This window comes from Salininema proteolyticum (assembly GCF_042685645.1).
Lineage (GTDB): Bacteria > Actinomycetota > Actinomycetes > Mycobacteriales > Micromonosporaceae > Salininema > Salininema proteolyticum.
In genome coordinates this window covers 1560288-1587178 of sequence record NZ_JBHUNX010000001.1, presented here as the reverse complement: position 1 = coordinate 1587178, position 26891 = coordinate 1560288, and the positions used below count along the sequence as shown (strand labels likewise).

Here is a 26891-nt window from a genome sequence, read left to right as displayed (position 1 = left end):
TTCGGTCTCGATCGTAGAGTCCTTTCCTCGTACGGGTCACTCGGTGCGCGTTCATCGCCTCCCGGTGAGCGCCTTCCTCTGCTACCGGCCTGTTCGGTCAATACCCAGTTCGCGGGCCACCCATTGGGCGAGAATACGCGTGCAGGCGAGCGCGACCAGGTAGATAACAGCCGTTCCGGCGACGTAGGCGACTTTGTTGATCGTCTGCTCGAACCCAAGTTCCATGGGTATGAGCGCGACCGCGGCAAGAACGAGGGCCATAAGGAACGTCCAGGTGAGTGTGGAGCCAGCCTTTATTCCTCGCGTGGCGATGAACCAGGAGACGACGGCGACTACGGCCAGGCTGAGGAAGTAGGCGGCTGCGGCGAGAACGATCGAGTAGAACAAGGTCGCGCCGGCCTGCTTGTAGGCGTAGGCGGTGAGGCCGACGAGGGTGATTCCGCCGGGGACGAGGTTGACGAAGAAACCGATGGTAACGGCCACGATGGCGGAATCGTCAGCGTCGGTGTCGATGAGGTTGTGGACGAGGGAGGGGCGGCGAAGGTCTGTGTGCGTCATCGGTGCGGTCTTCCTATCGTGCTGGGGGCGAGAGTCGCTGCGAGGGTAGCAAGGTTGAGGACTCCGCGCATCCGACCGTGCGTGTGTCCACGTCGCATGTCCGGGGTGAAACTGACTTGGTGTTCAAGCGGTAGTGGGAGTGAGGCGTCCAACGGACTTCCCGTTGCCCACGTGCCGCGAATGCCGCTCGACGTAGGCAACGCGACCTGCGATAATAGAGGGACGATGTGGACTCGACTGCAGTTTTCCAAGAGAGAAGCCAAACGGGCTGGCGTCGTCTTGGCTGGCGGCATGCCTGTTCACGAGCACCCTCACGCGTTGGCGGTATTGAACAACTGGCGTTCGGCTCATGGCTACCCTCTCCATGTCATCTCTCAACACCTGCAGCGGATCGCCACTGATGTCGAGTCCAGTGCCGTGGTGGCCCGGCGGTTCAAGAGACTGCCTTCGATCGTGCATAAACTGGAACGGTTCCCGTCGCTGCACCTCGCCAAGATGCAGGACGTGGCCGGATGCCGTGTCATCATGCCGTCCATCGAGCAGGTCCGAGACGTTGACGCCTTGCTGAGAGCCGCGCTCTCACCGCATCGGCTGGTCCGCCACAATGACTACCTGGCTGAGCCGAAGTCTTCCGGGTATCGAGGCCTCCACCTCGTCTACGGCTTTCACGACGACGGCGCCGCTCAGTGGAACGGGCTCCACGTCGAGATCCAGATGCGCACCGTGTTGGAGCATGCCTGGTCAACAGCAGTAGAGACAGCGGGCCTGGTTACTGCTCAAACGTTGAAGTCCAGCCGTGGGCATGCACTGTGGCTGCGGTTCTTTCAACTGGCCAGTGCCCTCATTGCGGCTCGGGAACACACTGCGCCGGTGCCGGAGGCGCCCACGTCGCTACGTGATCTGCGCGCTGAGTTGAAACGCATCGACGATAAAATCGGGCTGCTTCAGACCTTGACCGAGTCCTCACGTGCCTTCGATCAGTCGGTTCACGCTGTGCACGACGGAGGCTTCGTGCTACTTGCGCTGAACCCGCACGCCAGGAGCCTATCGGTCACCGGCTTCGCCACGTTCGCAGCGGCGGCTGCCGCCTATGAGGCCGCGGAAGTTCGCATGGGCGCGAACATGGACGTCGTGCTCGTTGGTGTGAACGCGGTCAAGAGACTGGAGAACGCCTACCCGAACTATTTCCTGAACGCTGACCCGTTCGTACAGTTCATGAACGACGAACTGTGACCGTCGCACATCACGTTCTGGCTGCTGCGTGTCGCACCGCTGAAACCAGACCGGTTCTCGTACGGTGAATGGATGATTCGAAAAGTTCTCGCTCTTGGCGTGGTTGTCGTCTCTGCCCTGGTTCTGTCCGGCGCTTCCACCGAGACTGCACCACGCACGTTCCCCATACCGGACGCGCGCACCCAGTTCGCCAGTCTCGGCCCTTCCTGCCTCCCACCGGTGGGATCTGAGCCGATCGAAACGATCGACTTCCCGGACGCCGGCGTCGCCATGGAGATCTGGACCATCCATGTTGGCTCGACCTGCAGCGGTGCGGCGTGGATTCTGCGTGCCCGCCCTGGCGCACCGGAGTGGGTGGTCGACACGTGGACGGTCCTCGACCAGGACGGAACCGAATTGACGCGCTATCGGTCTGCTAGCCGTTTGGAGAACACCGACGGTGGAGCCAGCATCCTCACGTTCATGAACGGTGACGTCACGAAGGACACGAACACCAAGGTGGCCGCACTCGTGCCTCATGTGCAGGCGGCCACGCGCGAGCAGGTCCTGGATGAGGAACCCTTCGATTAGCGGGTCGACTCACTCCGTCACCGTAGGCGCGAACCGTCCAGTCCCCGTGGAAGCCTCTTTCAGCAATGACAGAAAGTCGGTGGCCGCGATCCACGCTTTTTTCTCGTCAATGACAACGGCCGCTGCCAGAAGCATCTGTGCGCGTGTCTGCGGTAGTTTGAAGTAGAACGGAGCAACCTCGCCGTCGTCGCAGTCGTTGTGCACGAGTTTCCACACTGGTGGCTTAGGTCCTTCTGTGGCCAGTTCGAGCACGAGCTGCATGGCGTTCGGTTCTGTCGGAATCAATGCTTCTTGTTCTTCTTCCCAGACCGATCGCTTGATCGCGGCGTACTTGTCAACGGTCAGCCAGGCGTGGCCAACGTCAAGGGGCTCGTCGCACACCGCACACAACAGTGGCCCGTCAAAGGCCCCTTCGATGACGGGTTGAGTGACCGGCCATTGCCGGGACTTCGGGGCCTCAACGTCCGGTTCGAGGACTGTCGTCATCGGGTCGGCGTGGAGAAGCGTTTCGAACAGCGCTCGTGTTGCCGGCGCCAGTGCGAGCCGACTGTCACGCCGGTAGTGTTCCAAGGTGGACTGGTCTTTCGTGAGTGCCTCAGCGATGAGCTGTTCCAGTTGGTTGACAGCGTGCGTGGTCATTTTCGCCAAGGGAGCCCGCGGGTTATGGCGGGCGGCCGTGGCACCGCGGCGCGAGGCCACCCATGTCAGCCTGTACAACTGGCCGAGCGACAGGCTCTCGGCGGCTTTGTCGATCATCATCTGTAGTCGTTCCCGGTGCGGTTGCGGCACAGCGGGCAGGTTCACGTAATCCAGTTGGAACGTGAAGTACCGTCTGGCTTCGGCGGCGATCAGCTCTACCGACGCCTCGTAGAGCACGTGGGCGTTCGTCCCGTCGGTGAGGATGTCACGCAGTGTGGCAATCGCGTCCTTGTGGGCGGTGGCAACGTCAGGGCCGTAGGGCGTGTACCAGGCGGTGCGAAGGGGCCAGAACTGTGTCGTGAGTTCGACAGCCTCGCCGGCGTCGTTGTTCTCCCACTCGAACGCCGAGGGCGGCGTTGAGGGGTGGATGCGAAGATAGTCAGCGCGGCACAGTTCGCCAAGGCGCTCCACGTTCTTCTCTGGGTCAGGGTGGACGAGATCGTCCCAGGTTTCGAGCGGAGCGAACGTACCGTACGTGGGCGCGTGTGTGAGCACCGCGAAAGCGAACATGGCCAGTGGGCCAATGTCGAGCCAGGGCGCGGCCTTGTCTGGTTCGGTCTGGACGGCATAATGCGCCACTATGATCTCTCGCTGAGTCCGCGCGACCGCACCGGCACGTTCGCGTTTCCGTTGTTTCTCTCGCTGCTGTTCCTGCTCCCGTTCGAGCCGTTCACGGGCTTTCGCCGCCTGGCGGGCAGCTTTCTGACTCTTCGTCTCGGTCAGGCGCGCCATGTTCTCCAACAACGATTCGTCACAGTCGACGCACAAGACCGTCTGGCCTTTCCGTAGTTGTTCCAGAGCCGCACGGGAGGTCAGTGACAATGCTCCACCACAAATGTCGCAGTGGGCATCGTCAACGATGGCGCGCACTCCCACGGCGGCAGCGACATAGGACTGCTTCCCGATGGCGCTGGCCGTCTCCCTCCAGAGCGCGCGCCCCAACCTATCATAACCGGCTAGTTCCCAATAGCGTTCGCCGACGGATACGTGGGCAGGGTCGGCACCGTCGACGGGTTCGACTCTGAACTTGATGGGCGTGACTGCTTCGTCGTCCATGGTCACCTTTTTGCGTGTCGTTTTCACAGGTCGAGGCCTATTCTCACGCGGATTACCTTGGCACGCAACCGGCCTGGATAAGACCAATAGCCGATCAGCCATAGCCATAAATGGACCCCGGTTTACAAGGCGACGCCGGCGTGCCATCCTGAACGCCTTGAACACCGACTGAGAAAAGAGCTTCTGGTGGATTACTGCTGTAAACGCGCACATGCAGGCGCTGGCCTGATTTTCAACCGTGACGACATGGTGCAGATCTGCCCGCGGCACTTCTCACCAGAGCAGGCTGCTCTCATCGAGGACCTTGACGCACGGGGCACTGCGGTTGGGGTCAAGAGGAACCCGGATGCATGGCACGGTATGGCGTGGCCGTATGGCCCGAACGTTCAGGTGCCGATGCGGTTGGCGATGATCGAGTGGGCGGAGAAGCACAAGCTGTCGCTCGTCTACCGTCAGAAGCTCAGTTGCGCCTGTTGGCCGACGTCGTCTCGGGTCAGCAAGTGCGACTGCGGCCCGAATGGAGTCAAGTTCGCCCCTGATTCCGCTACGTGGGACCATGTGACCCGATGGAAGGCCCGCCGTGGTGGGCGAGCTGTTGTCGTCTTGCAGCCGTATCGAATTAGCGACGAAGGCTGGGAAACCTTGACGCGATGGAACGACCGCGAAGACGTGGCGGTAGAGGTGCGCCCGGACTCGTGGTACGGCATCGGTACTCTCTTCGTCGGAATTTGGAACGCGGAGGCCGCTCCTGCCGGCGCAGGTCGTCTTGAGCGCCCGGCCGCACGTGTCCAGTAAGCAACACTTGGTTCGTCCTCGTCATCGGAAGGAGGTCCTACTTTATGAACACCAGTTCGCCACCTCCCCCAGATTCGCTCATGGACCTGCTCAACCAGGCCACTCGGTCGCTGTGACGGTTCGAGTGGCAAGAGGTCTACAACGTCGGGACCGAACTTGAACGTGCCGCGGCGTGGGAAGCCGGCTCATCCTCGCGGCCTCCCATGAGTTCGGGCCTTCGAACGTGGTGCGAAAAGATTCGCCAGTGGAGAAGCGAAGGCAAGTCCATGTGCCGAGTCCGCGTTCACAGCGATCCGCCAAACTACTACCAGGCGTTCTTGAAAGCTGTCGGCACATACAACATAGAAGCCGGGGAGGACATGCGTTACCTTTCGAAACCGACTGCGGCCGCACTGGGCGTTCCCGTCGCTGAACCGTTCGACTGGTGGATCGTAAACGAGTCGTACTTGGTCCAGTTCAATTGGGATCCCGACACCCATCAGCGACGATCGCTTGAGGTCGTCACCTCCTCCCACCGTGTTGAAGAAGCGGTTGAATCCTGGAGCGTGGCCTGGAAGGAAGCCATTGGCCAATGACAGCCACACCCGACCCCGCCTACATCCGTCTGATACACCTCGGCTACAACAGCAAGTTCACTCATGACCCTCGGTTCACCTCGCACTGGTGGGAACCGCGCCAGGGGCCCCAGGGACGTGAACGGTTCTCCGCATTTCTCAACGACAAGGAAGTCGCCAGAGCGTCCTGTTCGATCGGCATTGACCTGTTCGAGGTCTCCGCGTACGTTACGACAGCGACATCTCAAATCACTGAAATCGATCTCTTCGAGACTGCCTCCGATGTTCGACGCAACGGAATCGGAGCGAAGGTGGCGCAACTGATTGCCGAGCAGTTCCCTGGGGCGGTGTATGCTCTCGCCAAGTCGGAAGAGGCTGGACGGTTCTGGGCGTCCCTGGGGTGGCGGGAGTTTGAGAACGTGCAAGGCCGGGATTTCAGGGTCATGTACTTGTCCGACCCTGGTACGCCGGTCCGGTCGTGGGCTGAACTCACCGACGTGGTCATGGACGTGCGAAGCGTCGGTCCGGAGGATGTGGCACTGGTGTTCTCGGGTCTCCAACATGGTAAGCCGTTCGATATCACGGTTGAGGTAAACCAGTCCGGCGATGAGGTAAGCGTGCTGGAGCGAATGCGCGTCACCGTCGGCGCTACAAGTGCTATCGGGGTGATCAACGAGATTCAAGAATTCCCCGGGCTGTTGGCTGTGTTTTGGGACGATGAATTTCGAAACCGGGTTGGGAACGTCGCGCTCCGGATTGTCTTTCGCAATCCCGGAGATTCCATTGACGCACTCAGACATCTCGTTGGTTAAGGTGTACCGAGACCGGTTGCATCCGATCCCCTATACACATCAGAATACCCGCAGGTCACCGGTACGCTAGAGCCCATGCGTTCGGAACCATCACTACCCGTCACCGCCCAGGTCCAGCGGTTCTATGACTGGCTCGGTCCTGGCCGGAAGCTCACCCAGACGGGCAACCTCGGCCTCAAGGACGCGAAGGCCCTCGTTGCGGAATTGGGGACCGGCGACGAGGTTGACCCGCTCATCAGCGACCGCCAGTTTAAAACGCACTCCTCCACTGACCTGCCCAACCTGATGGAGATTTACGGGTGGGCGCACACCACCGGGTTCGTCCGCACCGTCAAAGGTAAGCTCACTCCGGTCAAGAACAAAGCCAAGACTGTCCACGACGACCAGAGGCTCACCCAGGCGCTGTTCAACGCGACGTTCCAGAAGACGTTCCTCGCCGACATTGATCCCGGACGCGGGTCAGTGCTGGCGGACGACTACCTTCTGGGGCTGGACATCATTTGGCAGCGGTTCCGCGCCGCTGACACTGGCGACGGCGTTTCTCTCCCAGTGGTGGCCGATGAGCTGTGGGAGGTGATTTCCCCGCGCTGGTCCTGGCCGGAGCTGACGGACAGGCAGCTTGAATCGCAGAGAAATTTCGTCCTCTGGGATCTCCGCCGGCTCGCCGGACTCTACGCACGCCTCGACGCTGTCCGGGTCCATGACGACTATGCCCAGCTCACGGAAGCAGGCCGCACGCTCTACGCCCGCGCCCAGGGTGCCCCTGAGCCCGGTGACATGATCTGGCAGGTGACCGTAGAGTTGGAAGATGTAGAGAACCCGCGGGTGTGGCGGCGCATAGAGATCTCCCCCGCAACGACGTTGAGCCAGTTTCACCAGGTCATCCAGGCCATATTCGGCTGGCAAAACTGCCACCTGCACCAGTTCACAATCGGTGACTGGGACTACGCCCCAACCGCGTTCCAAATCCACGGCTCCCGAGACGAGACTCGCGTGAAGCTGTCAACGGTCATAAAGGTCGGTTCATCTGGGCTGTACGTCTACGACCTGGGAGACGACTGGCGGCACCGGTTCACAATCGATGCCGCAAACATGGCCGGCGAAGGCGTGACGTATCCGCGCTGTGTGGACGGCGCAGGCACCTGCCCACAGGAGGACAATGGCGGCGCGGCCGGTTGGGCGCAGTTGAAGGACGCCATGGCCGACCCGGATAGCCCCGAGGCAGGCGAGTACACACGGTGGCTCGGGCTGAACGGACCCGACGACTTTGACCCTGATGTGGTGGACCTGACCGCCATCAACTCGGCCGTGAACCGCCTCCACTATTGAGAGCTTGCGTACGACCAGAAACCGTGGAACGCTCCACCTGATCAGCACCGTCATCGCAGCCCACGCCATCACAGCGTCATCTGCTTCAGCTTCGCACAACAGGTACACTACGTCCGTCGCTACAGCAATTCGAGCCGGAGGCCTGACCATGACAACACACGGTGCCTACCTCCGTTCGCTCCGCCTCGACAACCCTCCGCGTGGCACCTGGCCTTTCAACCTGCCAGCGTTCGTCAACCTCGAGCACGATCTGAACCTGGATGCCCCAATCGTGGCGTTCTGCGGAGACAACGGTGCCGGCAAGTCAACGTTGATCGAAGCGCTCGCAGTCGCGTGCGGCTTCAACGCCGAAGGCGGGTCAGCGAACTTCCGGTTCACCACCCGGAAGACCGATACGTCTCTGGCTAACCACCTCATCGTCGCCCGTCACCCCGGTGCGCAGCCGGCAACCGGGTACTTCCTCCGTGCCGAGAGCTTTTTCAACGTCGCAACCGAGATCGAACGCCTCGACGCTGACCCCGACACGGAACCGCTGCTGCCGGCCTACGGTGGCGTGTCGTTCCATGAACGCAGCCACGGTGAGGGCTTCCTCGCTCTCGTCAACCACAGGTTCGGACCACGCGGGCTGTATATTCTTGACGAGCCAGAGGCCGCGTTGAGCGTTCACGGATGTCTCGCCCTGCTGTCCCGCATGGTCGAACTAGCAGGTCAAGGCTCCCAGTTCTTCGTCGCCACACACTCCCCGATCCTGTTGGCAGCACCGGGTGCGGTCATCTACCAGTGCGACGAGACCGGCACTCACGAGGTCGACTACGACGATGCGGACCCTGTCGCCCTCACCCGCGGCTTTCTGGCTTCTCCTGAACGGTTTCTGCGGCATCTGTTCACCAGTGAGTAGGTTATTCGCTCTCATCTCAGACGCTATGGCGGCGAGGACTTCCGTTTGCAAATAGACGTGCCACCGGGGGCAACGTCGAATCACCGATTTCTGGTGGGTGACTTCGCTGCAACAACGTCGTACGGTGTATCGGCGTGCAAGGCGTCCGCAGACTGGATTGGGAGGTCAAGCGATGAACAGTGAGTCTACGCATCGAACGCATGACCAGGTTTACAACCATTTGCGCAACCAGATCGTCGATGAAGTCGTTACCGCCGGAGAGCAGCTACCGTCCGTTCAGGTTCTCGCCGACGCGTGGGACGTGCAGGAGTCTGTGGCTTCGTCAGCGCTCGCAGCGTTGGTGCGAGAAGGGTTCGCCCTCGAGGCTCCGTCTGGCGCGGGAGCAGTAGTCGCAAATTTTTCGACTCAGCACACGGCACATGACCACGTGCGGTCCAGTCGCATGTCAGGTCGTATTTACCCCGTCGGAGAGTACGCTCGCATTCTCGAGGCTGACAAAGTCCCAGCGCCCACACATGTCGTGCTTGCACTCGGTCTTGACGCGGGTGCCGATGTCATTCGCAGGCAACGGGTGACGATGTCACGGAGCCTTGACGCTCCGGTATCGACCTCGACAAGCTGGTTCCACGTCACGGTTGCTGAGACGTCGCCGGCGCTGTTGAGCACGGAGCGAATTCCCGAAGGAACACCTGCCTATCTTGAGCGGACCAGTGGTCGTCGGGTGGTCAGTGGTCGCGAACAAATCGCTGCGGATCGGGCGGGCCAGTTCGATGGAGACCTTCTCGGTGTCGAGGCTGACGCTCCAGTAAAGCGAACCCGGACGTGGCTGTTCGACGCGAAGGGCGACGTTGTCGAGTTCGGTGAGTCGGTATCTCTGGATGGCAGGTGGTCTACCAGTAGCTTCACAGTTGATCGTGGTCAGGAAGGCTAAGGCGCGCGGACTGGCGTCTCACGGCTCTGGTTCAAACGGCCAAGTCGCTTGCCGTTGGATAAGGGCAAAGCTTTGCAGGCGGAAGTTAAAAAGCATGGTGAAGCAGTTCCGTGCGGCTGTTCTCCACTGCGGTGCCTGGCACGTTGGGCTGTTCGGCCGTAAACAGGGGCTTGTTCCGTTTCCACTGATATGGGTCCGACTCGTTCATCTTCGGCAGTCAAGGCAGAGGCCCATTATGGTGTGTTAAGCCAGCAGGATAATTGAGTGGTGCACTACGATTCCGCAGTGGGTTGACGATACCACCTGCTAACCTACGGTACAGTCGCCTGCTCACCGCGCTCACCTTGGCTGTGTTCACCACCCCCTTCGCACCAGCGGCGGTAGCGCATGAAGCAACTGAGGAGAAACCAACGCTCGGTCGAACGCACCAGTTCATGCTCGTGATGAGGTTGTCGATGCCGTACTTCGTCAGCCGGTTGATCTCTCCTCCGCTCCTGACCTTGACCAGGCGCTTCTTGTAGTTGGAGTAGCGGTAGAACTGGGCGCACTAGTAGTACCCGAATCCGGCATTGTCGATGGAGCTCGTACGGTTGTCGAGGAACGACGGGTACTTGGCGTTGTTGTACTCCGCTACGAGGCTGCTGCCGGAGAAGTTCGGGTGCTGATACGAGCATGCGTTGAGCTTGGGGCACTTGTTCGAGACAGCGGACGCGGCCGTGCCGGTGAGGACTTGGGCTCCGATGGCGATGGCGGCAGCGATGGTGGCTCCAGCGGCGCCGAGGAACGTGCGGCGGCCGATTGTGGGCAGGCGGAGAGAAGGCATGCTCAGTGGTCCTTTCAACTGGGGGAGATTCCGGGGAAACTAGAGGGGGCGGTGAGTGGTCTGGCGGTCGCGGTGACGGATCAGCATCCCGACAGCGGCTGCGGCGAAACCGAGGAGAGCGAGGATCGGCAGTCCGTAGTGCAGGACGACCGGTTCGCGGATCAACACCGGGTTGCACGTCAGACCGGTGTCCAGGCCGCTGGGGTCGTCGGTGTGGAGTCCTTCCCCGAAGTGGAGGAGGCACTCCACCCGGCTCAGTTCCTCGGTGAAGCCCAGGCGCACACCGATGAAAGCGAGAGTCACGACTGTTGCGTAGACCGCCAGGTAACGCCAGAAATAGCGTCGAGCGTGGGCGCGGACACGTTGCCACATGGGTCACGAACCTCCTTCCTGCCGAGCATGCCGGACCTGCCAGACGAGGCGGCCGACGACCGCTACACCGCCGAGCGCCAGCAGCCACGGGAACAGGGCGTTGAAGATGACCGGTTCGTAGTGGTCGTCGGCCGAGCACGGAGTACCGGGCAAGAGAGAACCTTGGAAGTTGTCGAAATAGGATGGGTCCCAACGGTGGCCTTCTCTCTGGCACGTCTCCTCAGGGTCCCAGGCTGAGTACTTGAACCGCTTATAGAGGTATAGCATGAACAGGGTGAAGAGGTAGGAGATCGTATAGAACCAGTAGGCTCCGGCAACATGGCCGACCGCTCGGCGCACGAAACCATCAGATGCACTCATCAATAGCCTCTTTTCGCAGCATGCTAGTTCTCTTCCTTCGCGCGTTTTTCCACCATTTCACAAAACCCTCTGATGAACGGCATGATCTTGTCCTCGTCCTGGTTCCACGGGCGGGTATCGAGGAAACCCATTTCCTTACTCAAGAGCACGGCATCAGCAAAGTCCTCGAACATGGAACTCTTGATCGATCAGGGCGATCCCAAGGATTCCTGTAACCAGTCACCTGGGCAGCGGCAGGGGCGGCAGGGGCATCAAGCAGGAACGCGACCATATCGCCAACCGGCCCTACACGGCAACGCTAGCGATACTCGGAATCGCGCGCATAGAACAGGGGCCCTTGTTCGACGACTTTGAAAACGCCGCGGCGATCTACTAGTTCCGCGAAGTACTCAAACGGACCCGAATTGCAGCTACAAACGAAAGGACGAGGACAGGGATAATCCCTAGCACATACCACCACCACGGCATAGCAGGAAACAACGAGAGAAACTTACTACTGACCAACGAAATTGGGATACAAACACCTGGAAAAAGAAAGTACGCTGCAAGAACAGAATGTAGCGAGGAATCTTTATCCAAATGCAGTCTTGACCTACCGACAACTACACATATAGGAATTGCTATCAAATATACCGGAAATTGCCCTATTATAAACAGAAAAATAGGAACAACGAATAGCAATTCGATTGCACCAGGTGCATCGCTTAGCGCCATTATAATGGGACTAGCAATTGAGGTTATAATGACGCTGAAGCCATACAGTGCTTCTGCTCTCGGTATTGATTCAATGATTCCGCCAAGGCGCTCAGAAGAACAAGATTTTCTGTTCATCGCTACCACTCCTTCACCCAAGATCCAGTATCTTGTACAGAAAATGGAGTCATAAGCGACGCTGGTGTAGTCTCATCATAGGTACCCAATATGTTACCGTTCTTTCCTTTTTCATAGTAGGAGATTGTAGTCGAAGGAAATGCATCTCCCTCCATATCGCCATGTACTCTTCCATCAGAAATCCACACGTCTACCCTTCGATCAATCTCCGGAGATGGAATCGCGAATGCGGATTGTCGGGCCGTAATCTCGATTCTAAAATGCCCACTACCTGTCCATTTTTCCCCTTGCATCTCATCGGTTACCACCCGGTTGTCTCCGGAATCACAGAAACAGGTTTCCAATGCATCCTTGGGATCGCCATTCTTAGTTGAACTAGGCCACGCAACGATGGACATCCTACCTGATTCAAGATCCCAATAGATTCTCACTCGACTCTCAGCTCCTGGATCACTCGTGTGGCCCCGGCCATCACCGTGAAGTCCCCATGCCTCATCAGCAGCAATAAACATATCAAATGTGACTATTCCGCTGCCGCCCTCGACTACGTAATTCGTATCGGTAGTGGCACAAGCCCCCTGAACTGGAGTCGAATTGCAGTTAAGATAGGAGTTTGCTAGATCCCATTCGGTCTCATTGCTCCCGCTACCTGAATTATTTCCAGGACTCGAGGGATATTCACTAGCTGGGCCAGCTGGATGCCCTGGAGGGGGAGCCTCACCACTTCCACCAAGCCCAAGCGCTTCTTCCTGCTGAGATATGTCCTGCCCCGGGCAGAATGCGCCAGGAGAAGGGCTGCAAATCAGCAAGCCTGTGGGGTCTGAGAACGTGGTCGGGTTGTTGTTTGAATAAGCGTAACCGTTGAGTTGGAGTGCGCTGCCCATGTCAGCAATTGGGTCGACTGTCATAAACCGGCCCAACGTCGAGTTGTATTCTCTCGCCCCTATATGAGTGTATCCGGTTCCGTCAATCGTGCCCCCAACGTATCCTTTCTGTCCGATCCAGTTCTTGGAAGTCGTGGTGTTGCCGGCGAGGTTGCCGTAGGGGTCGTATTGACGGCGGGTGATGTCGCCGGTGGTGCAGTCGATGGCGATGGTGCCGGTTCCGTGGTGGTCGGTGAACTGGAGCTGTGTCTGGTTTCCGCTGGATTCGATGCGGGTGACGCCTCCGGAGAGCTTGACTGCCCGTGTTGAGGTGGTTTTTCCGGTGGCGGTGTTGTGGACCAACTCCAGGTCGTTGAGGAAGAGGTTGGCAGTGGTGTCGCCGTCGAAACGGAAGATCCGTTTGCCGTCGGCGTCGTAGGCGTAGGTGGTGGTGCTGTCGGAGATGTTTTCGCCAACGGTCTGCGGGTCGGCGGTGGCCGATCCGGTGGTGGTCAGGCTGGCGAGTTTTCCTGTGGGACTCCATTCGAATTGCTGGTTGAATCCGTTGCCGTTGGAGACGGTCTTGGTGTTGCCGACGCTATCGTAGGCGAACTGGGTCGTCTCGGTGGCGGGGTCGATAGTGCCGTCCATGTTCTTGTCGGCCTCGACGGCGTCGAGGGCGTGGGCGGCGCTGTCGTCGGTGGTGTTGTAGTCGTAGTTAACGGTGCGATCTTGTTCTCCTTCCGTTACGGCGTGGTGTGTCATCGAAGTGCGGTTGCCGGCTTTGTCGAAGGTGTAGGACTGCCAGAATGGTGCCGCACCGGACACACCAGTAGTGGCGGCGCCCCCGTCGCAAGCATTCGCGCCGGTGCCGGACTTGGCGGTGGTCCAAGCTTCGGTCAGTCGGCGCAGTCCGTCGTAGGCGAAGCATTGGGCCTGGCGTTGACCTTCTTGGGTGGTTGGCTCGTCGATGATCGAGTCGATGTTGCCGGCGTCATCGTAGTCGAAGTTGACGTGGGACAGCGCTCCGCCCAGGTCGTCCTTTTCGATCCAGGACTCAGTGAGCCGGTCGGCGGTGCCGTAGACGTTGGTTTTCTGTACCGTGGTTCCGGCCGCGGGGTAGCGTGCGGAGGTGAGTTCGCCGGTTGGCGTGTAGTGGGCGCTGGACATGTAGACGCCGTCGCTGCCGGTGGCTTTGACGACCTGGCCGAGCTTGTTGCGCTCGTAGTAGACGCTTTCGGCGTCGAGACCACCTTGGGCACTCCAGCCTTGTCCTTCAAGAGTGCCGTCGATGTTGTAGTCGACCGAGGTGCTGTAGTAGCCCTTGAGCGGGTCGGCTTTGCCGCCGCCGACGTAGTACATCGTCGAGGTGGGCTTGTAGTTCCAGTTGCGACCGGTGATGTACTTGTAGATCGTCACATCCCCTTGGTAGGAGATGGAACTGGTTTCATAGCCCTTGAATTTCGTGTCCCACAAGCGTTTGGTCAGCTGTGTTCCGGTTCCCGGCTGGCCCTCCCATGTGGCGGTGGTCCGGCCTAGTGCGTCGTATTCGGTGGAGACGGTCACTCCGCGGGCGTCGGTGGTGGAGGTCTGGTTGCCCAGTGCATCGTAGGTGTAGGTGGTGGTGCCGGTATCGGGGTCGGTGTACTTGACCTTTTGGCCCAGTTGGTTGTATTTGGATTTCCAAACGTTGTCGGCGGCGTCGGTGGCCGTCTCCATCTTGCCCGCAGGCGTGTAGGTGTAGGAGATTGCCTCGTAATCGCCGGTCGGTTGGGCCCCGTAATACTGGCGCAGTTCGGTGGTGTTCCCACGGGCGTCGGTGTAGGTGCGGGTGGCGGTGCCGCCGTCGACTGCGGTCAGGGCCGTCTGGTCGGCCCAGTGTTCCGTGGTCGTGTGCCACAGTTCCTCGCTGCCCTGGTAGGTAATCGACGTTGTGGCGCGGCCAAGGTCGTCGAACTCGGTCACGGCCCGTTCGTCGGTCTCACCAGTGTCGACCACCAGTAGCGACGTCGAAGGGGCACCGGTGGCGTAGTAGGCTTCGCGTTTCTCTGAGGTTCGTCCGAGGGCGTCGTAGATCGTGTCTGAGACCAGTCGTCCGCCGTCGGGGCCAAGTGCCTGGGTCTGACGTTGGCGAGCCAGGCCGTCGTAGATGGCCACGCTGGAGCGTTGGCTGTTGAGGTCGTTGGTGACCTGCTTTGTCACTACGGCCGGTGCCGTACTGGAGGCGATGTTGTACTCGAACTCCAGGTAGGGAATGTTGGTGTCGTTGATGACCTGCCCAGGTGTCCAGACTGTGGTCATCCGTCCCAGCGCGTCGTATTCGAGTGTGGTGGTCTTGCCGTTGGCGTCGGTCTTCGTCAACTTCGAACCACGCCTAATGTCGAATTTAACAATCTCCCTGTGTCCGAGCGGGTTAGTCACCACGGACTCTACTAGGTGACCTTCCGTGTCAGTATATGCGGTCTCAATCGTATTACCTACCGCATCAGTGACTGAAATAGAACGCCCATAGCTATCGTAGGAGGTTTTTGCCACGGACTTATATTCTCCGGCTACGCCGTCATGGGATTCAAGAATCTGGGTCTCAGTGGCCAGTCCCTTGGTGGGGGCGTCGCCGTAGGCGCCGCCGTCGTAGAGGGTGCGGGTGTCGCTGATGACCTGGGTGGCGCGGTCGGGTGTAGCGCTGCAGCCCACCGAGACCGTCTCGACCCTCTTGGTCAGTGAGACGATGTTTCTGCCCGTGTTGTCGGCGTATTCGTATCGGGTGCACTGGTCATCGGCGGCGCCGGGGCCACCGAGGTCTTGCGCCTCGGTCAGGCGCCCGTAGGTGGAGTCCCAGTTTTTGTTGGTGCTGGTGCGCCGCCAAGTGCCGTCCTTTTTCAACGCGTCGGTCTTGGCGATGTTCTCCCGCACATAGTAGGACTGCAGGCTGCCCCAGTCGTGGTTCTCCTCGGCGGTCTGGTGCCGCCAGTAGGTGGTGGCCGACTTCTGCACGGCCGTGCCGTCGTTGTAGGACACGGTGCCGGCGACTTGCCCGGACAGTTCTTTGTAGTCGGTGACGGTCTGGCCGATCGGGTTGGTGAAGGTGACGTTCTTGGTCCCGCCCGAGCCGTCGTCATCGCCGTGCATGCCTTGGAAATAGGTGGAGGTGGACTGGGTCTCCAGGGTGGTGCCGGGGGCGCCGACGGTGGTGACGGTGCGGTAGCCGCGCCAGTCCGACCACGTCAGGTTCTCCTCATCCCCGATGCCCTTGTAGTCGGCCTTCCTCCAGGCGGGGTTCTTGTAGAGGTAGGTGGTGACCTGGTCGGGCGATTCGGCCACGCGGTCGGAGACGGTCACCTTCGCGACGGGGTACTTGTTGAACCAGTCGGTGATGTCGTCGCTCTTGGAGGCTGGCTTCCAAATGACGGGGAAGCACCGCCGCGTGTTGGTCTCCGGAGTCGGCGTGTCTCCCGGGGTGCAGTTGGCTTTGTTGTAGGTGACGTCGATCTGGCCGCCGAGGTCAGTGTAGATGGTGGCGATACGCGGCCGGATCATTGGGGAGATGTTGTCGCCGGTCTCATCGACGCGGTTTTCCAGTTGGACGGGCAGCAGCTCGGTGGAGGGCAGGGTGATCGGGTCGGTGCCGGTGTGGCCGGTGCGGGTGATCTTCTCCAACCACAGCGACCGGGTCCCGTCGCCGTTGGACACCCAGGAGTGCTCGAGTTTCCAAGAGTCGACCTTCTGGTATCCCGACCCGTCGTGGACCTCGGTGGTGATTCCGGTCAGGCGCTTGCGCGTCCAGAACGTCGGTGAGGCCTGCCAGTACTCGCATTTGGTATCGGCTTTGCAGTTGCGGTCATAGGGTACGTCGGCCCAGTTGCGGGCTGTTTCGGCGCCATCGTCGATCTTGGCGGGGTCGCAGTCGAACTCCTTGGTCGCCAGGCACCGTTCGGAGGTGTCGAACACGATCCGTGAGGGGGCGGTGGCGTAGGCGTTGTCGGCGTCCAGGCCGTAGTCGACGCGTGTGAGGTAGCCGCCGCGAATGTAGGCGTCGCCGTTGACGTCGGTGTCACCGTGTCGTGCGTAGTGGTTGGTCTCGGTGCCGTAGTAGTAGGCCATGGCCGCGCCGGTCGGGGAGACGATGTAGTCGAGGTTCCACCGCCACGCCTGGTCGCAGTAGGCGTCGGCGAAGGTGGAGTTGTAGCACGGTTCGCCGGAGTCGTCGCCGAACACCGGGACGGTCCAGGTGGAGTCGGTCGTGGCGTCTCCCGAGGAGTGTCCGGGGAGTTGGTGGCGTCCGAAGTAGTACTGGGTGCCGTCGGTGGTGGTGACCTTCCAGTACTCGCCGTTGTTGTCGCCGTTGTCCGCTCCGGTCAAGTGTTCGACTTTGGAGCCGTCGTCGCTCGACAGCCTCCAGGTGTCGCCATCCTTGACCAGATCTCCTGCGGAGCCGTTGAGGGAGATGGTGGCGTTGTCCCTCGCCCAGCACTGGTCGCCGGCGCCGGGTTCGTCCTTGTGTCCGTCGTCGGAGCAAGACTGGTATCGCCGTTCGATATAGCCCGGTTCGAGTGTGAAGCCCTCTCCGATCCAGGAGCCTTGGTTGTTGGTCGCCGACGTCCGACCGTCGGAGGACTGCGAGGAGTATGACAGTGCCAGTTCAGGCGCCAAGCTCCGCACCGTCGAGGGTGCGGAGAACGGATAGGACCACGTGAACGCGCCCGATGCGCCCGAGTGGTTCCAGGAGGACGACTCGGCCAAGCTGGTGGCCTTATAGTCACCCGCGGCGGAGTCCTCACTGGCCGCCAGAGCGACCACTCTGGTGGAAGCCGGCGCGGCGGACCACTCGGCCTGATGGGCAAGCGTCGAACCGTTGCCGGTGTAGTCAGCAGGGCGAACCTCCGCCTTGCCTCCCGACTCGTTCGACTTGCGGTCGGCCTTCTTCTCGTCTGCAGTGCTGTTTGCGCCAGTGGCGACGGTGAACGTGACCGTCTGGTCTTCCCCGTTGTTGGACGAGGCCAGCGCGGTCGCGCTCTGCGCGCACTCAGCTTCGACCACACCGCAGTCGGGAACCGACCACGCCGCCAGACGCTGGCCCCAGTCGCCGCCGTAGGCGGCCGTGATGCCGTCATAACCGACCGACACGTCGACCGTGCCCTCATCATCGGCCGCGACCGCGAGCAGGACCCCGCCGATGTCGGCCTGCTCGGTCTGTTGCGGTGAGACAACCCCCACGTCCACCTGGTCGGGACCGGAAGACCCGGTCCACGACACCATGACAGGCAGACCACCAACTCTGCTCTGAGCCAGTCCGTCTCCCGACAGGTCGAGCGAGACAGTGTCGGACTCCGGCCACGACACCTCCGGCGGCGCTTCCACGGCGAGGTCGTTGCCTTCGCGGTCGCGCACTTCAGCGTCACGGCCCTCTGCGGGGTCCCCGTAGCCGGGGTGTTCGGGGACGTCGCCGAAGAACAACGGTTCCAGCGCGACGGCGCCAACGCCGATAGCCAGCGCCAGACACAGTGACGAGGCCAGGGCGCGCGTGCGGGCGCGGGTTTCGCGTTCAGGCTCGGTGGGCAGCAAGGGTGTGGTCATGAGGGTGGTCGTCCTTCCAACCGTGAGGTCGCTGGGGCGGTCAGATGTCGGGGAACTCTTCGAAGTCGCGGTTCAGCCTCTGGATCGAGGTGTCGTCGAGAACGCCTTGGTAGATCCGGAAGTCGTCCAATCCGCCGTGGAAGTACCCGTTGTACGAGCCGCTGGCGAAGCCGCGCCCGATCTGAATGTCACCGGTCGCCTTCCATGCGGTGGTGAACGGTTCGGCCAGTGCAGTAGTCGACTGACCGTCCACGTACAACCGGAGTTGACCGGTGATCCCGTCGTAGACCACCGACAGCAACTGGCCGGCGTCCTCGTCGGTGGGCAAGACCTGCGAGTGGACGATCGATACTGTCTCAGCACCGGCAGCGTCAGAGGTCATGGCCCTCAGAACCCAACCTCCCTGGTTGTCGTTGGCGGCCGGGTCATAGCTGAGCGTGATGGCCGACTCGTTGGCGCCGGGCAGCGACATGACCGTCATGGCTTTCTCCGGGTGGGCCGTGTTCAGCTTGGCGCGCAGCGAGAGACTGAACGACCGCGACGAATCGATCATCGGGTCGGGCACACTGGCGTATCCCTGGCCTGCGCTGTCGAGCTTCAAGTAGCCGTCTCCGACCAGCACTCTGCTCGGGGGGTTTCCGCTCGGGTCTGGCGGGGCGTCCTGCCACCGGTAGATCTCGCTTCCGGTCTCCGACAGCACTGCTTTGGCGCCGCCGTCGAGGTTCTCCACCGTGCGGCCCTCGCCGAGGATCGAGAACTGCCACAGTCCCTTCCTGGCCGGGACTTGTTGACCCAGGTAGGCGGCTTCAGGTGCGGGAACGACGCGGTCGTAGACGCGGACGTCGGCGATACCGCCGGAGAAGTTGTCGCCGTAGGCGCCATTGGTCTCAGCACGGCCGATCTGAACCGTGCCGTCCCCCCACCACGGGATGATGCCAGTTTCCTGGGCGATCTGTTTCCCATTGGCGAACAGGGTGAGAATCTCGGTGCTGCTGTTGTAGACACCCGTCAGGTGCACCCACTCGTCCTGGTTGGATTCCGAGACGATGCCGCCGGCGGCTTCCTTGTAGGCGAAGGCGTTCAAGGGCATGTCGGCCATCGCGACCTTCCACCGGCCGCCGGTGGTCGAGGTCGACTCGTAGGCCAGCATCATTCCGGCCTCTCCGGTCGATCCGATCGCGGCGATCACACCGTCCCGCGACAAATCATCGACACGAGCCCAGGCCGCCATCGACACGCTGGCTCCGGTCGGCGTGAGGCCCCATGACGTGGTGCTGACATAGGCGTCGATGGTTCCATCAAACGATGCCGCGGACCGCGTGCCGGGGCCGTTGACTCCAAACGTGACACCGCCGCCCGGGGTACCGGGGTTGCGGTCGGCCTCGTCGGTGGCCGTGGTCGAACCGACCGAGTCGGTCAAAGTCCAGTGCCCGTCTGGCGCTGCAGCCGAAACCCGGAACGAGTAGGTTGAGGCGGTTCCGTTGCCCGCATTGTCCAGAGCCGTCACCTGCAGCACATGCCGGCCAGGCACCAGAGGACGATAGGTGATCGTCGCCGGGTCCCCACCTTGGGAGACGGACACCGTCTGTGGTCCGGACTCATCTTGCAGGAAGTCGTAGCGGTAGGAGAAGACATCGGTCGACGTCGTCGACAGGGTCAACTCACCAAGCTGGCCCACCATGGGAGACACTACCTCATTGCCGTCCGCATCGGTCTGCGGCAAACTCTGCGATGAGATTGTGGGCGCGTCGGGAGCGTCCGCGTCATACCAGAACCGGCAACGAGTCGGAGACCCATGTCCACTCCACGGCCCTGCTGCGCCTTCTTGATCGACAGCTTTCACCTGCCACCGGACCTCAGTACCATCGGAAATCTTGTCCGCCAGTCCCGACACCGTGTTCAGGTCCAGCTCGAACTCCGACCCCGAGGCCTTCTCTGCTGCTCCGGTTCCACTCCACAGCACGGCATCATCGGCATCCGTCAGCTCCCACTTGGCCTTCAGCTGCTCGGTGACCTTTCCCCCGTCATAAGAGCCCCACTCATTAGTGTCTCCGTGATCGGGGTCGGTCAACGTCGCATACAGCGTCGGAAGCTCGTTGACCGCGCGGGATCCGTCACTGGGATTCCACGCGCAGACCGGCCCGGGGTTCATGCGCAGCTCGTCCATCGGCGCCTGGTCCGGCTTCGTGTTGTACTTGACGCGCAGTGTGGCGTTGTTGCAGATTTTCAACCAACGCTTCGACTCTTTCTCCGAGTAGTTGCGCACCTCGAACGACAAGCTCGACTTGCCGTCGTCAGCAGCCTCCTGGACGGTGGAGGTGATGCCCCACTCCATCGACGAAGTCGACCGGTTCGTCGGAGCTTTACACTGACCGCCGTCGGCGGCAGGCGCGTCGGCATAGGTGACGTAGGACGAGGAGGGCATGTTGTTCCAGTTGGTCGAACTGGAGAACCCGGAGACCTGACGCAGGTTCACGTTATACCCGGTCGCATGGTTATCGTGGTACCAGTTGTAACCGACCGCGACGGCCAACTCGGCGCTGAGAATGTCCTTGCCCCGGTAACGCGAGGTAGGAACACGAATGTACTGTCGCTTGACCGAGGCCCCGTCGTTCCACGTGCCGACCCCGCCGTGCTTCTGGGAGTTCGACCACTTCCAATATTCCTGGTGGGGGTAGTCGTCGAACACCGCCGCCCAGGCCGACCGGTAGTAGTCGTGGTAGACCGGGTCGATGAACACGGGGAAGACCGTGTCAGGGTCCTCCAGCATAGCCTGATCGGGCCGCAGGCCGATCGCCGTATCAGAGGCATCGATATCGAACTCGGTCTTCCGACCGGTCGCTTTAGTCGCCGCCGACGTGTCGCTGAATCCCTCGACATCAGTCGTGTCGACCGACTCAGGCATGCTGCGCAGCAAGCCTGGATCAGTGTTCTCACTGTCAGCCCGGTCAATGCCCGAGGAGTCCCACATGACGGCTCCCCCGGACTCCATCCACACGCCTTCATCGCCAGCGTCGCGGACGGTCATGCCCCCATTCTCGGCGTTCTCGACAGAGACACCGTCAACCGTGACCGGCATGTCGATCGCGTCCAACGCAGGGTTCGCCGCCGCCTCGGCAGTCGTGACCACGAGGGTGTGCGTGAACCCCGCTGCCAGAGCGGTCACCACGAGGTCGACACCCGGCAGCACGTCAGCATAGTGCGCCGAATCGCCCTCCACTGTCGGTTCAGGAAGGTCGCCCTCCCAATCCAGTTCGAAAGTCGAACCGGATTTACGCACTGTCACCAACGGGTCACTGCCACCCTCGGAGAAGGCAATCGGCAATGTCGTTGACGCAGGCCGAATCCCATTGCCGGAATCAACCGACAGTGTTGTGTCAATCGGCCTCCACTCTCCACCGACACGCGCACGCACCGGGGCGGCATGTTCCGAAGCCGTGAACGTCCCATCCGGATTGGCTACCACGTCCCGGCGTTCCGAACGTTCGGACAACACCTCGACGGGCTGCCCCGAGGACACTGCCTCCTCACGTGCAGCCGCCGCGGTTTGAGCCGCTCCGTCGGACTGTCCCGCTTCCTCAGCCTGGGCGGACGGAGGGGATGCCGCATTCCACGGAAAGGTAGCGGCCGCTGTAGCGGCCAGGACCGTCGACACTCCAGCAGCTACGAGCCGCTTCCAACGGAAGGCATGTCGGTCTTCGGGATTCATGGATTCCTCTTCACATCACAAGCAGGGGGCAGGGGGCTGTGTCAGATTCGATGGGCGTCGCTAGGCGAGAGCAGCGCCGAAGTTGACCGAGTCGGCCGGGATTCCATCTTCACCGGGCTTGTACACGATCACCGTTTCAGTTTCACCGGCGTACAGGTTGTCCCAGGGGATTCCGTACACAGCCGGTGCCGCGTCAGAGAAGTCGGTGAAAAACAGATGTGTAGCCGTCGCATGAAGCACATCCCCAATCCGTGAACCCGAATGCCAGGTCATCGCATCTGATTCCACTAGACTCTTATCGATGGAAGAAATGTGGTCATCGGGAGAGGTCAGCAAAGAGACTGTCTGCACCCACCCACGGTCGACATGCTCAGCCCCATCGTCGCTGGTGACATCCTCACCAGGCACCCCAACGGCCAACAACAAGTCCGACCATGCCGGCACAGAGCCCGGTTTCCGGTTGATCGCTGCCAGACCGGCGCCGAACAAGTCCCCGTCTTCCCGCGCGCCAGGGATTCCGGATGACCCCTGCCCGAAATTCTCTTTTTCGACGATCGACCCGTCGGCCGTGAACTCGTAGACTCCGCCCTGGTCCTTATATCCGCCGTCTTCACCGGGGTTGCCCACCACGACGATGCTGGAGAAGTCTCCGCTAGAGGTCTTGTAGTCGACCATGTCAACAGAAAACCCCATCATGTCCCCAGCTTCGGCGACTCCGCTAATGCCGGGAGTGTCTTGTTGCAAGTCCCCCCAGACAGTTCCTACCGACAAATCGGCCGGATGCTTGAACACATGGGCCACTCCCGCGTACTCGCTGGGACCGATCGCCTCCCCAGGGGCGCCAATGACGAATCCTCGCGCAGAGGCCGCCAGGGAATAACCGTACATGTCGTTGACTTCGGCGCCGCCGACGACGTTGTCATGGCCCTGGTGAATTGAAGCGAACTCACCGCCCGGGCGGCCGTAAACGACCATGCCCGCCCGTTCCACTGCACCGATCGACTCGCCCGGAGCACCGATCAACACGAACGGGTTGTCGCGCTCGTCAACGCCGGCGGCAATGGAGTACCCGAACCGGTCGCCCTCCTCCGCGCCGCCCGGCACGGCCGACTTGCCTTGGTGGATCAGCTCGGTCTTGGCCACGTCCAGCCCCGAGGGAGACCCCGGAATCATGGCAACCATGCCTGCCTCTGAGATCGTGTTGTTGTTCCACAGCTCGAAAGGTGCTCCCACGAACAGGTCCGAACAACCGTCATCGTTCCAATCAACGGAGTCGAGGGCGAACCCGAACCGGTCACCGGCACCGTTATCGTTTCCCGGGGTTTCGCGCTGGTCAATGACCTGCGTCCCTCCACCTCCGTAGGCCACAGTGACGTGTCCAGCGCGGACTTGGCCGTCAACGGTCGCGTCCGGGTCGGCAATCGCAAGGTCAGGTTTGCCGTCACCGTTGAAGTCCGAATCCACCCCGCCCTGGCAGGTATTCGCAACAGCCGCACTCGGAATTGAAAATGCAGCAACACTCGCCAGGAGAGCGAGAGCGGATACCTGGATAACGGTCTTTCGCGACCGTCGACTACTACCGATCGCGGGCACGACAGCGGGAGTAAGGGGCACAGAATCTTCCATCAGAGGTCCTGATCGGGGTTGAGGGCATAGAGTTTTCGCTTCGCAATGTTAGGAAACGTTAATGCATGGGGAAATGCTCCCCCTCTTGAGCAATTTCCGACACCCCGAACAGAACAGCACAAACAGTCAATAGATACTTAATAACTCAGCAAGAAACTTTCTGATCACAGTCAGCTATTAGATATGGAAGCCACGTTTGAAAATTCAGAACGTCACAGGTTCGCAACAAAATCCTCTCACCGAGTTCCATGAAGCCAATCACCCAGACTTATTTCTCGACGGTTGAGTCTCGCCCCGTGAGCGCACCAACCACCGCTTGCGGGCCCAACGCCGAGGCAACCCCGCGTGGTCAGGAAGGCTGAGGCGCGCGGACTGGCGCCTCACAACTCTGGTTCCAGCGGGCCGAGTCACTTGCCGTTGGCCAACGATGCGCTCGTGCGGACCGGTTGGCCGCTGTCACGCTTGGATCCGCCGATGAAATTTCGCCTAGCGTTAATCCAGTCCCGGGAAGTAGACTAGTTCGCCGCCGGGTGCGCAGATGACGCGCTGACGGCTGGGGCCGACGATGTTCCACGACTCGAATTCCGGGTCGGGTTCCACGACGAGTTCAATGCCCGAGCTGAACTGCAGCTCGAGGACTCCATCGGTCATGGTTGCCGCCGTGACCGTGGACTCTTCCACAACTTTTCTCAGCCGGCCGGGCAATTCAGGACTCTCCCTGTTGAGCTGCTCTCTGCCCGCCGCAGTGATGGACATCTGCATGTCGTTCTCAATCTGGATCACCCAGCCGGTGTCCGTCCTCATCGTCACTGGAAGGTAGTGCTCTATTTTTGCGACGGAGGAGCCAGTGAGGTCGTTGAAAATCATTCATCACAGCCTTTTCGGTAGCTCGTACATCCCATCGTCTCTCATGGGCCATGGACCTGCACTAGCTAGGTGCCTCCGCCACAGATCCCCTGTCGTGACCAGCACTGGGTCAACAAGTCTGCCGGAGCGCCACCCGTTCGGGTTATGCACTACCGTCGCGTACGGGAGGAAAATCAGAGACATGATTCTCTTGGACACGAACGCGGTGCGCGGCGATGCGCGCGAGACGAAACCACACTTTCGTCTCGTCCAGGCTGTCGCTAGGCGGTGGCAAGTACTGGTGCGAATTCCAGAGCTCGCGGTCGAAGAGTACGTGGGGCAGCGCATTCGCGACCTCGATACCTCAGGAAAGAGGGCTCTACCTCCTTGGGTTGCCGGCCTCAAAATCCGGTCTAGTGACCGCGGAGCGTACCTGGCGGGATGCAACGAGGCGGCTCCTTCGATCGACCAGATTGAGGAGGTTCTCCGCCGCGGCTTGAACACCAAGTTTGGGCCACCCGTGCCAACTCCGGTTGGCGCTGCGGATAAGGCTCAGCGACGTGAGATCCGCCGTCAGGCACCTGCGGACAATAAGGGTGGCAACGGCCGCGATGTCACGATGCTGGAGACGGCAATCCACCAGGCAGAAGACGACAAGGGTCACGTGACGTTCTTCGTCTCGAACGACAAGAAGGCGTTCTTCACGGACACGGCGTTGAGAGAGGAACTCGTCGCGCGTACAGACGACCGACTCGTCATCGTCCCAAATCTCAACACCCTACTGAACATACTGGGCGACCTAGATTCCACCACCTGGAACAGCGATGACGAGCACTGCCGCGGTCTCAGAAGGCGTCTCTGCGGTCATGATTCCATTTTGGATAGCTGTCGGGCCATGACGAAGATGCTGGCGACCAGCACGAACCCCTCGGCGTGCTCGGGCTTGCGCTCGTAATCACGGCAGAGTCGGCGCCGGTGCATGAGCCAGGCGAAGGATCTCTCCACCACCCAACGGCGTGGCTGTACCACGAACCCTCTCTGGCCTGCCAGTTTAGAAACGATCTCGACGACAAATCCATAGAGCTCTCGAGCGAGGTCGGCAATCGGGCTCTGGTAGCCGCTATCGGCCCAGACTCGGGCGATGGTCGGGAACCGCTGCGATAGGGCGAACAGGAGGTCGCGGGCGGCGGTCCGGTCCTGGACGCCGGCGCCGGTGACCATCACGACCAGGATCAGGCCCATGGTGTCGACGGCGATGTGTCTTTTGCGGCCGTTGATCTTCTTCCCGCCGTCATAGCCCCTGGTCGCGGCCGGAACGGTCATGTCAGCCTTGACCGACTGGGAGTCGATGGAGACAGCTGAGGGTTCGGCCTTCCGCCCGGTGGCGTAGCGGAGCTTTTCACGAATGACGGTGTTTATGCGGTCCCACACACCGGCTGATACCCAGCGCGAATAGAACCCGTAGACGGTCTTGAACGGCGGGAAGTCGACCGGGAGGCTGCGCCATTTCGTGCCGGAGTCGGCGATGTACCGAATGGCGTCGACGATCGCCCGACGACAGTGGTGTTCATGCCCGCCTCGTCCGCTCAAGGCGGCCGGGACCGGCAGGAGCGGGGCGATCAGAGCCCACTCTGCATCGGTGCAGTCTGACGGATAGACGGAGGTGCGGGTCGTGTGAAGCCATGGGTCGCAGGTAGGATGCAAGGGAGCCTCTGGGGTTGTCGATCTTGTGGTTAAGAAAGACTGATACCAGAGGCTCTTTTTCTATGGGCCGCAGGGGCTCCGACTCCAAAGACAGCTTCTCATAGGCGGCGTCAACGAGGCGGTAGAAGCCCTCGGCGGCGTCTTCGGAGACCGGGAGCAGTCCGATGTCGTCGACGATGATCAGGTCGGCGCGGGTGATCCTGTTGAACGCCTTGGCGACGGTGTCGTCGACGCGGTGCTTACGGACGATCGCCCCGAGGTCCTCGATGGTGAACCAGGAGACGGCCAGGCCGGCGTCGACAGCGCTTTGCCCGAGTGCTTCGCAGAGGTGCGATTTCCCTGTCCCGGAGGGGCCGCAGATGCAGAAGTTCTCCCGGCGCCCGACCCATTCCAGCGTTCTCAATGCTTGCTGGGTGGGGATGGGGATGGACGAGGCGGTCTCGTCCCAGACGTGGAAGGACTTCCCGGTCGGGAACGCGGCGCGGCGGCGCCTGGTGCGGAGGTTGGAGGCGTCGCGTCCGGCGACTTCTTCGGCCAGGAGGACGCGGACGATCTCGGCCGGATCCCAGCGTTGCGCTTTGGCGGTGGGGATGACTTCTTCCAGCGCGCGGCGCAGGTGCGGCATCTTGAGGCGTTTGGTGAGGTGGACGGCCTCGTCGAAGGCTTGGCCGGTGACGGCGGCGACGGCCGATGCGGGCGCCGCCATTCTCGGCGGGGCAGGGGTGGAGACGGTGTCGGTCATCGGTTA

At 61.2% G+C, this 26891-nt stretch carries 20 protein-coding genes and 1 pseudogene; 9 read left to right on the top strand and 12 right to left on the bottom strand.

The window, feature by feature from the left end:
* Window positions 1-81 precede the first annotated feature (81 nt).
* A complete protein-coding gene (locus ACFTE1_RS07450) occupies window positions 82-558 on the bottom strand; it encodes a hypothetical protein (RefSeq protein ID WP_380624739.1) in 477 nt (158 codons plus the stop codon).
* 225 nt (window positions 559-783) lie between these two features.
* On the opposite strand from ACFTE1_RS07450, the gene ACFTE1_RS07445 reads away from it, so the two are divergent.
* Together ACFTE1_RS07445 and ACFTE1_RS07440 are read left to right on the top strand one after the other, a co-directional pair.
* Window positions 784-1791, top strand: coding sequence for a RelA/SpoT domain-containing protein (locus tag ACFTE1_RS07445; RefSeq protein ID WP_380624741.1), 1008 nt, complete (start codon window positions 784-786; stop codon window positions 1789-1791).
* Between the two features lie 72 nt (window positions 1792-1863).
* Window positions 1864-2361 (top strand): hypothetical protein, encoded by a 498-nt coding sequence (locus tag ACFTE1_RS07440; RefSeq protein WP_380624743.1) that lies wholly within the window; start codon window positions 1864-1866, stop codon window positions 2359-2361.
* A 9-nt stretch (window positions 2362-2370) separates the two neighbouring features.
* Here ACFTE1_RS07440 and ACFTE1_RS07435 read toward each other — a convergent pair whose 3' ends face one another.
* Window positions 2371-4116, bottom strand: a complete 1746-nt coding sequence (locus tag ACFTE1_RS07435; protein WP_380624745.1) for a hypothetical protein — start codon at window positions 4114-4116, stop codon at window positions 2371-2373.
* A 186-nt stretch (window positions 4117-4302) separates the two neighbouring features.
* Here ACFTE1_RS07435 and ACFTE1_RS07430 point away from each other — a divergent pair, with 186 nt between their 5' ends.
* From ACFTE1_RS07430 to ACFTE1_RS07405, 6 genes and pseudogenes are all read left to right on the top strand, one after another.
* A complete protein-coding gene (locus tag ACFTE1_RS07430) occupies window positions 4303-4911 on the top strand; it encodes a hypothetical protein (protein WP_380624747.1) in 609 nt (202 codons plus the stop codon).
* Between the two features lie 128 nt (window positions 4912-5039).
* Window positions 5040-5486, top strand: a pseudogene (locus ACFTE1_RS07425) (DUF6879 family protein); the annotation flags it as partial.
* Window positions 5483-6277: a hypothetical protein gene (locus ACFTE1_RS07420; RefSeq protein WP_380624749.1), complete on the top strand. Its 795-nt coding sequence runs from the start codon at window positions 5483-5485 to the stop codon at window positions 6275-6277. The pseudogene ACFTE1_RS07425 and the gene ACFTE1_RS07420, both read left to right, overlap by 4 nt.
* Before the next feature lie 75 nt (window positions 6278-6352).
* Entirely contained in the window at window positions 6353-7606 is a 1254-nt protein-coding gene (locus ACFTE1_RS07415; RefSeq protein WP_380624751.1) for a plasmid pRiA4b ORF-3 family protein, read from the top strand.
* A 148-nt stretch (window positions 7607-7754) separates the two neighbouring features.
* Window positions 7755-8504 (top strand): AAA family ATPase, encoded by a 750-nt coding sequence (locus ACFTE1_RS07410; protein WP_380624753.1) that lies wholly within the window; start codon window positions 7755-7757, stop codon window positions 8502-8504.
* 172 nt (window positions 8505-8676) lie between these two features.
* Complete coding sequence (locus ACFTE1_RS07405; RefSeq protein WP_380624755.1) at window positions 8677-9435, top strand: GntR family transcriptional regulator; 759 nt, start codon at window positions 8677-8679, stop codon at window positions 9433-9435.
* A 547-nt stretch (window positions 9436-9982) separates the two neighbouring features.
* On the opposite strand, the gene ACFTE1_RS07400 is transcribed toward ACFTE1_RS07405, so the two are convergent.
* The 8 genes from ACFTE1_RS07400 to ACFTE1_RS07365 form a co-directional block, all read right to left on the bottom strand.
* Window positions 9983-10258: a peptidase inhibitor family I36 protein gene (locus tag ACFTE1_RS07400; RefSeq protein WP_380624757.1), complete on the bottom strand. Its 276-nt coding sequence runs from the start codon at window positions 10256-10258 to the stop codon at window positions 9983-9985.
* A 39-nt stretch (window positions 10259-10297) separates the two neighbouring features.
* Window positions 10298-10630, bottom strand: a complete 333-nt coding sequence (locus ACFTE1_RS07395) for a hypothetical protein (protein ID WP_380624759.1) — start codon at window positions 10628-10630, stop codon at window positions 10298-10300.
* Window positions 10631-10633: 3 nt separating this feature from the next.
* A complete protein-coding gene (locus tag ACFTE1_RS07390; RefSeq protein ID WP_380624761.1) occupies window positions 10634-10990 on the bottom strand; it encodes a hypothetical protein in 357 nt (118 codons plus the stop codon).
* Window positions 10991-11013: 23 nt separating this feature from the next.
* The gene (locus ACFTE1_RS07385) at window positions 11014-11163 is read right to left on the bottom strand and encodes a hypothetical protein (protein WP_380624763.1); all 150 of its coding nucleotides are present in this window, start codon (window positions 11161-11163) and stop codon (window positions 11014-11016) included.
* Window positions 11164-11823: 660 nt separating this feature from the next.
* The gene (locus ACFTE1_RS07380; protein ID WP_380624765.1) at window positions 11824-18258 is read right to left on the bottom strand and encodes an RHS repeat-associated core domain-containing protein; all 6435 of its coding nucleotides are present in this window, start codon (window positions 18256-18258) and stop codon (window positions 11824-11826) included.
* 40 nt (window positions 18259-18298) lie between these two features.
* The gene (locus ACFTE1_RS07375) at window positions 18299-21967 is read right to left on the bottom strand and encodes a LamG-like jellyroll fold domain-containing protein (protein WP_380624767.1); all 3669 of its coding nucleotides are present in this window, start codon (window positions 21965-21967) and stop codon (window positions 18299-18301) included.
* 60 nt (window positions 21968-22027) lie between these two features.
* Window positions 22028-23431, bottom strand: coding sequence for a hypothetical protein (locus ACFTE1_RS07370; RefSeq protein ID WP_380624769.1), 1404 nt, complete (start codon window positions 23429-23431; stop codon window positions 22028-22030).
* A gap of 654 nt (window positions 23432-24085) precedes the next feature.
* Complete coding sequence (locus ACFTE1_RS07365) at window positions 24086-24460, bottom strand: DUF6188 family protein (protein WP_380624770.1); 375 nt, start codon at window positions 24458-24460, stop codon at window positions 24086-24088.
* 181 nt (window positions 24461-24641) lie between these two features.
* Here ACFTE1_RS07365 and ACFTE1_RS07360 point away from each other — a divergent pair, with 181 nt between their 5' ends.
* A complete protein-coding gene (locus ACFTE1_RS07360) occupies window positions 24642-25394 on the top strand; it encodes a PIN domain-containing protein (RefSeq protein ID WP_380624772.1) in 753 nt (250 codons plus the stop codon).
* Here ACFTE1_RS07360 and ACFTE1_RS07355 read toward each other — a convergent pair.
* Window positions 25304-26047, bottom strand: a complete 744-nt coding sequence (locus ACFTE1_RS07355; RefSeq protein ID WP_380762916.1) for an IS5 family transposase — start codon at window positions 26045-26047, stop codon at window positions 25304-25306. The genes ACFTE1_RS07360 and ACFTE1_RS07355 overlap by 91 nt on opposite strands.
* Complete coding sequence (locus ACFTE1_RS07350; protein WP_380762913.1) at window positions 26007-26849, bottom strand: ATP-binding protein; 843 nt, start codon at window positions 26847-26849, stop codon at window positions 26007-26009. Before ACFTE1_RS07350 ends, ACFTE1_RS07355 begins: the two co-directional genes overlap by 41 nt.
* Window positions 26850-26891 lie beyond the last annotated feature (42 nt).

What these genes read in the sequence shown, in the direction of transcription:
- ACFTE1_RS07375 (WP_380624767.1), bottom strand. Translation starts at nt 21,967, where the DNA reads ATGAATCCCGAAGACCGACATGCCTTCCGTTGGAAGCGGCTCGTAGCT.
- ACFTE1_RS07410 (WP_380624753.1), top strand. Translation starts at nt 7,755, where the DNA reads ATGACAACACACGGTGCCTACCTCCGTTCGCTCCGCCTCGACAACCCT.
- ACFTE1_RS07390 (WP_380624761.1), bottom strand. Translation starts at nt 10,990, where the DNA reads ATGAGTGCATCTGATGGTTTCGTGCGCCGAGCGGTCGGCCATGTTGCC.
- ACFTE1_RS07350 (WP_380762913.1), bottom strand. Translation starts at nt 26,849, where the DNA reads ATGGCGGCGCCCGCATCGGCCGTCGCCGCCGTCACCGGCCAAGCCTTC.
- ACFTE1_RS07420 (WP_380624749.1), top strand. Translation starts at nt 5,483, where the DNA reads ATGACAGCCACACCCGACCCCGCCTACATCCGTCTGATACACCTCGGC.
- ACFTE1_RS07440 (WP_380624743.1), top strand. Translation starts at nt 1,864, where the DNA reads ATGATTCGAAAAGTTCTCGCTCTTGGCGTGGTTGTCGTCTCTGCCCTG.
- ACFTE1_RS07360 (WP_380624772.1), top strand. Translation starts at nt 24,642, where the DNA reads ATGATTCTCTTGGACACGAACGCGGTGCGCGGCGATGCGCGCGAGACG.
- ACFTE1_RS07395 (WP_380624759.1), bottom strand. Translation starts at nt 10,630, where the DNA reads ATGTGGCAACGTGTCCGCGCCCACGCTCGACGCTATTTCTGGCGTTAC.
- ACFTE1_RS07400 (WP_380624757.1), bottom strand. Translation starts at nt 10,258, where the DNA reads ATGCCTTCTCTCCGCCTGCCCACAATCGGCCGCCGCACGTTCCTCGGC.
- ACFTE1_RS07380 (WP_380624765.1), bottom strand. Translation starts at nt 18,258, where the DNA reads ATGACCACACCCTTGCTGCCCACCGAGCCTGAACGCGAAACCCGCGCC.
- ACFTE1_RS07415 (WP_380624751.1), top strand. Translation starts at nt 6,353, where the DNA reads ATGCGTTCGGAACCATCACTACCCGTCACCGCCCAGGTCCAGCGGTTC.
- ACFTE1_RS07365 (WP_380624770.1), bottom strand. Translation starts at nt 24,460, where the DNA reads ATGATTTTCAACGACCTCACTGGCTCCTCCGTCGCAAAAATAGAGCAC.
- ACFTE1_RS07450 (WP_380624739.1), bottom strand. Translation starts at nt 558, where the DNA reads ATGACGCACACAGACCTTCGCCGCCCCTCCCTCGTCCACAACCTCATC.
- ACFTE1_RS07405 (WP_380624755.1), top strand. Translation starts at nt 8,677, where the DNA reads ATGAACAGTGAGTCTACGCATCGAACGCATGACCAGGTTTACAACCAT.
- ACFTE1_RS07445 (WP_380624741.1), top strand. Translation starts at nt 784, where the DNA reads ATGTGGACTCGACTGCAGTTTTCCAAGAGAGAAGCCAAACGGGCTGGC.
- ACFTE1_RS07385 (WP_380624763.1), bottom strand. Translation starts at nt 11,163, where the DNA reads ATGTTCGAGGACTTTGCTGATGCCGTGCTCTTGAGTAAGGAAATGGGT.
- ACFTE1_RS07435 (WP_380624745.1), bottom strand. Translation starts at nt 4,116, where the DNA reads ATGGACGACGAAGCAGTCACGCCCATCAAGTTCAGAGTCGAACCCGTC.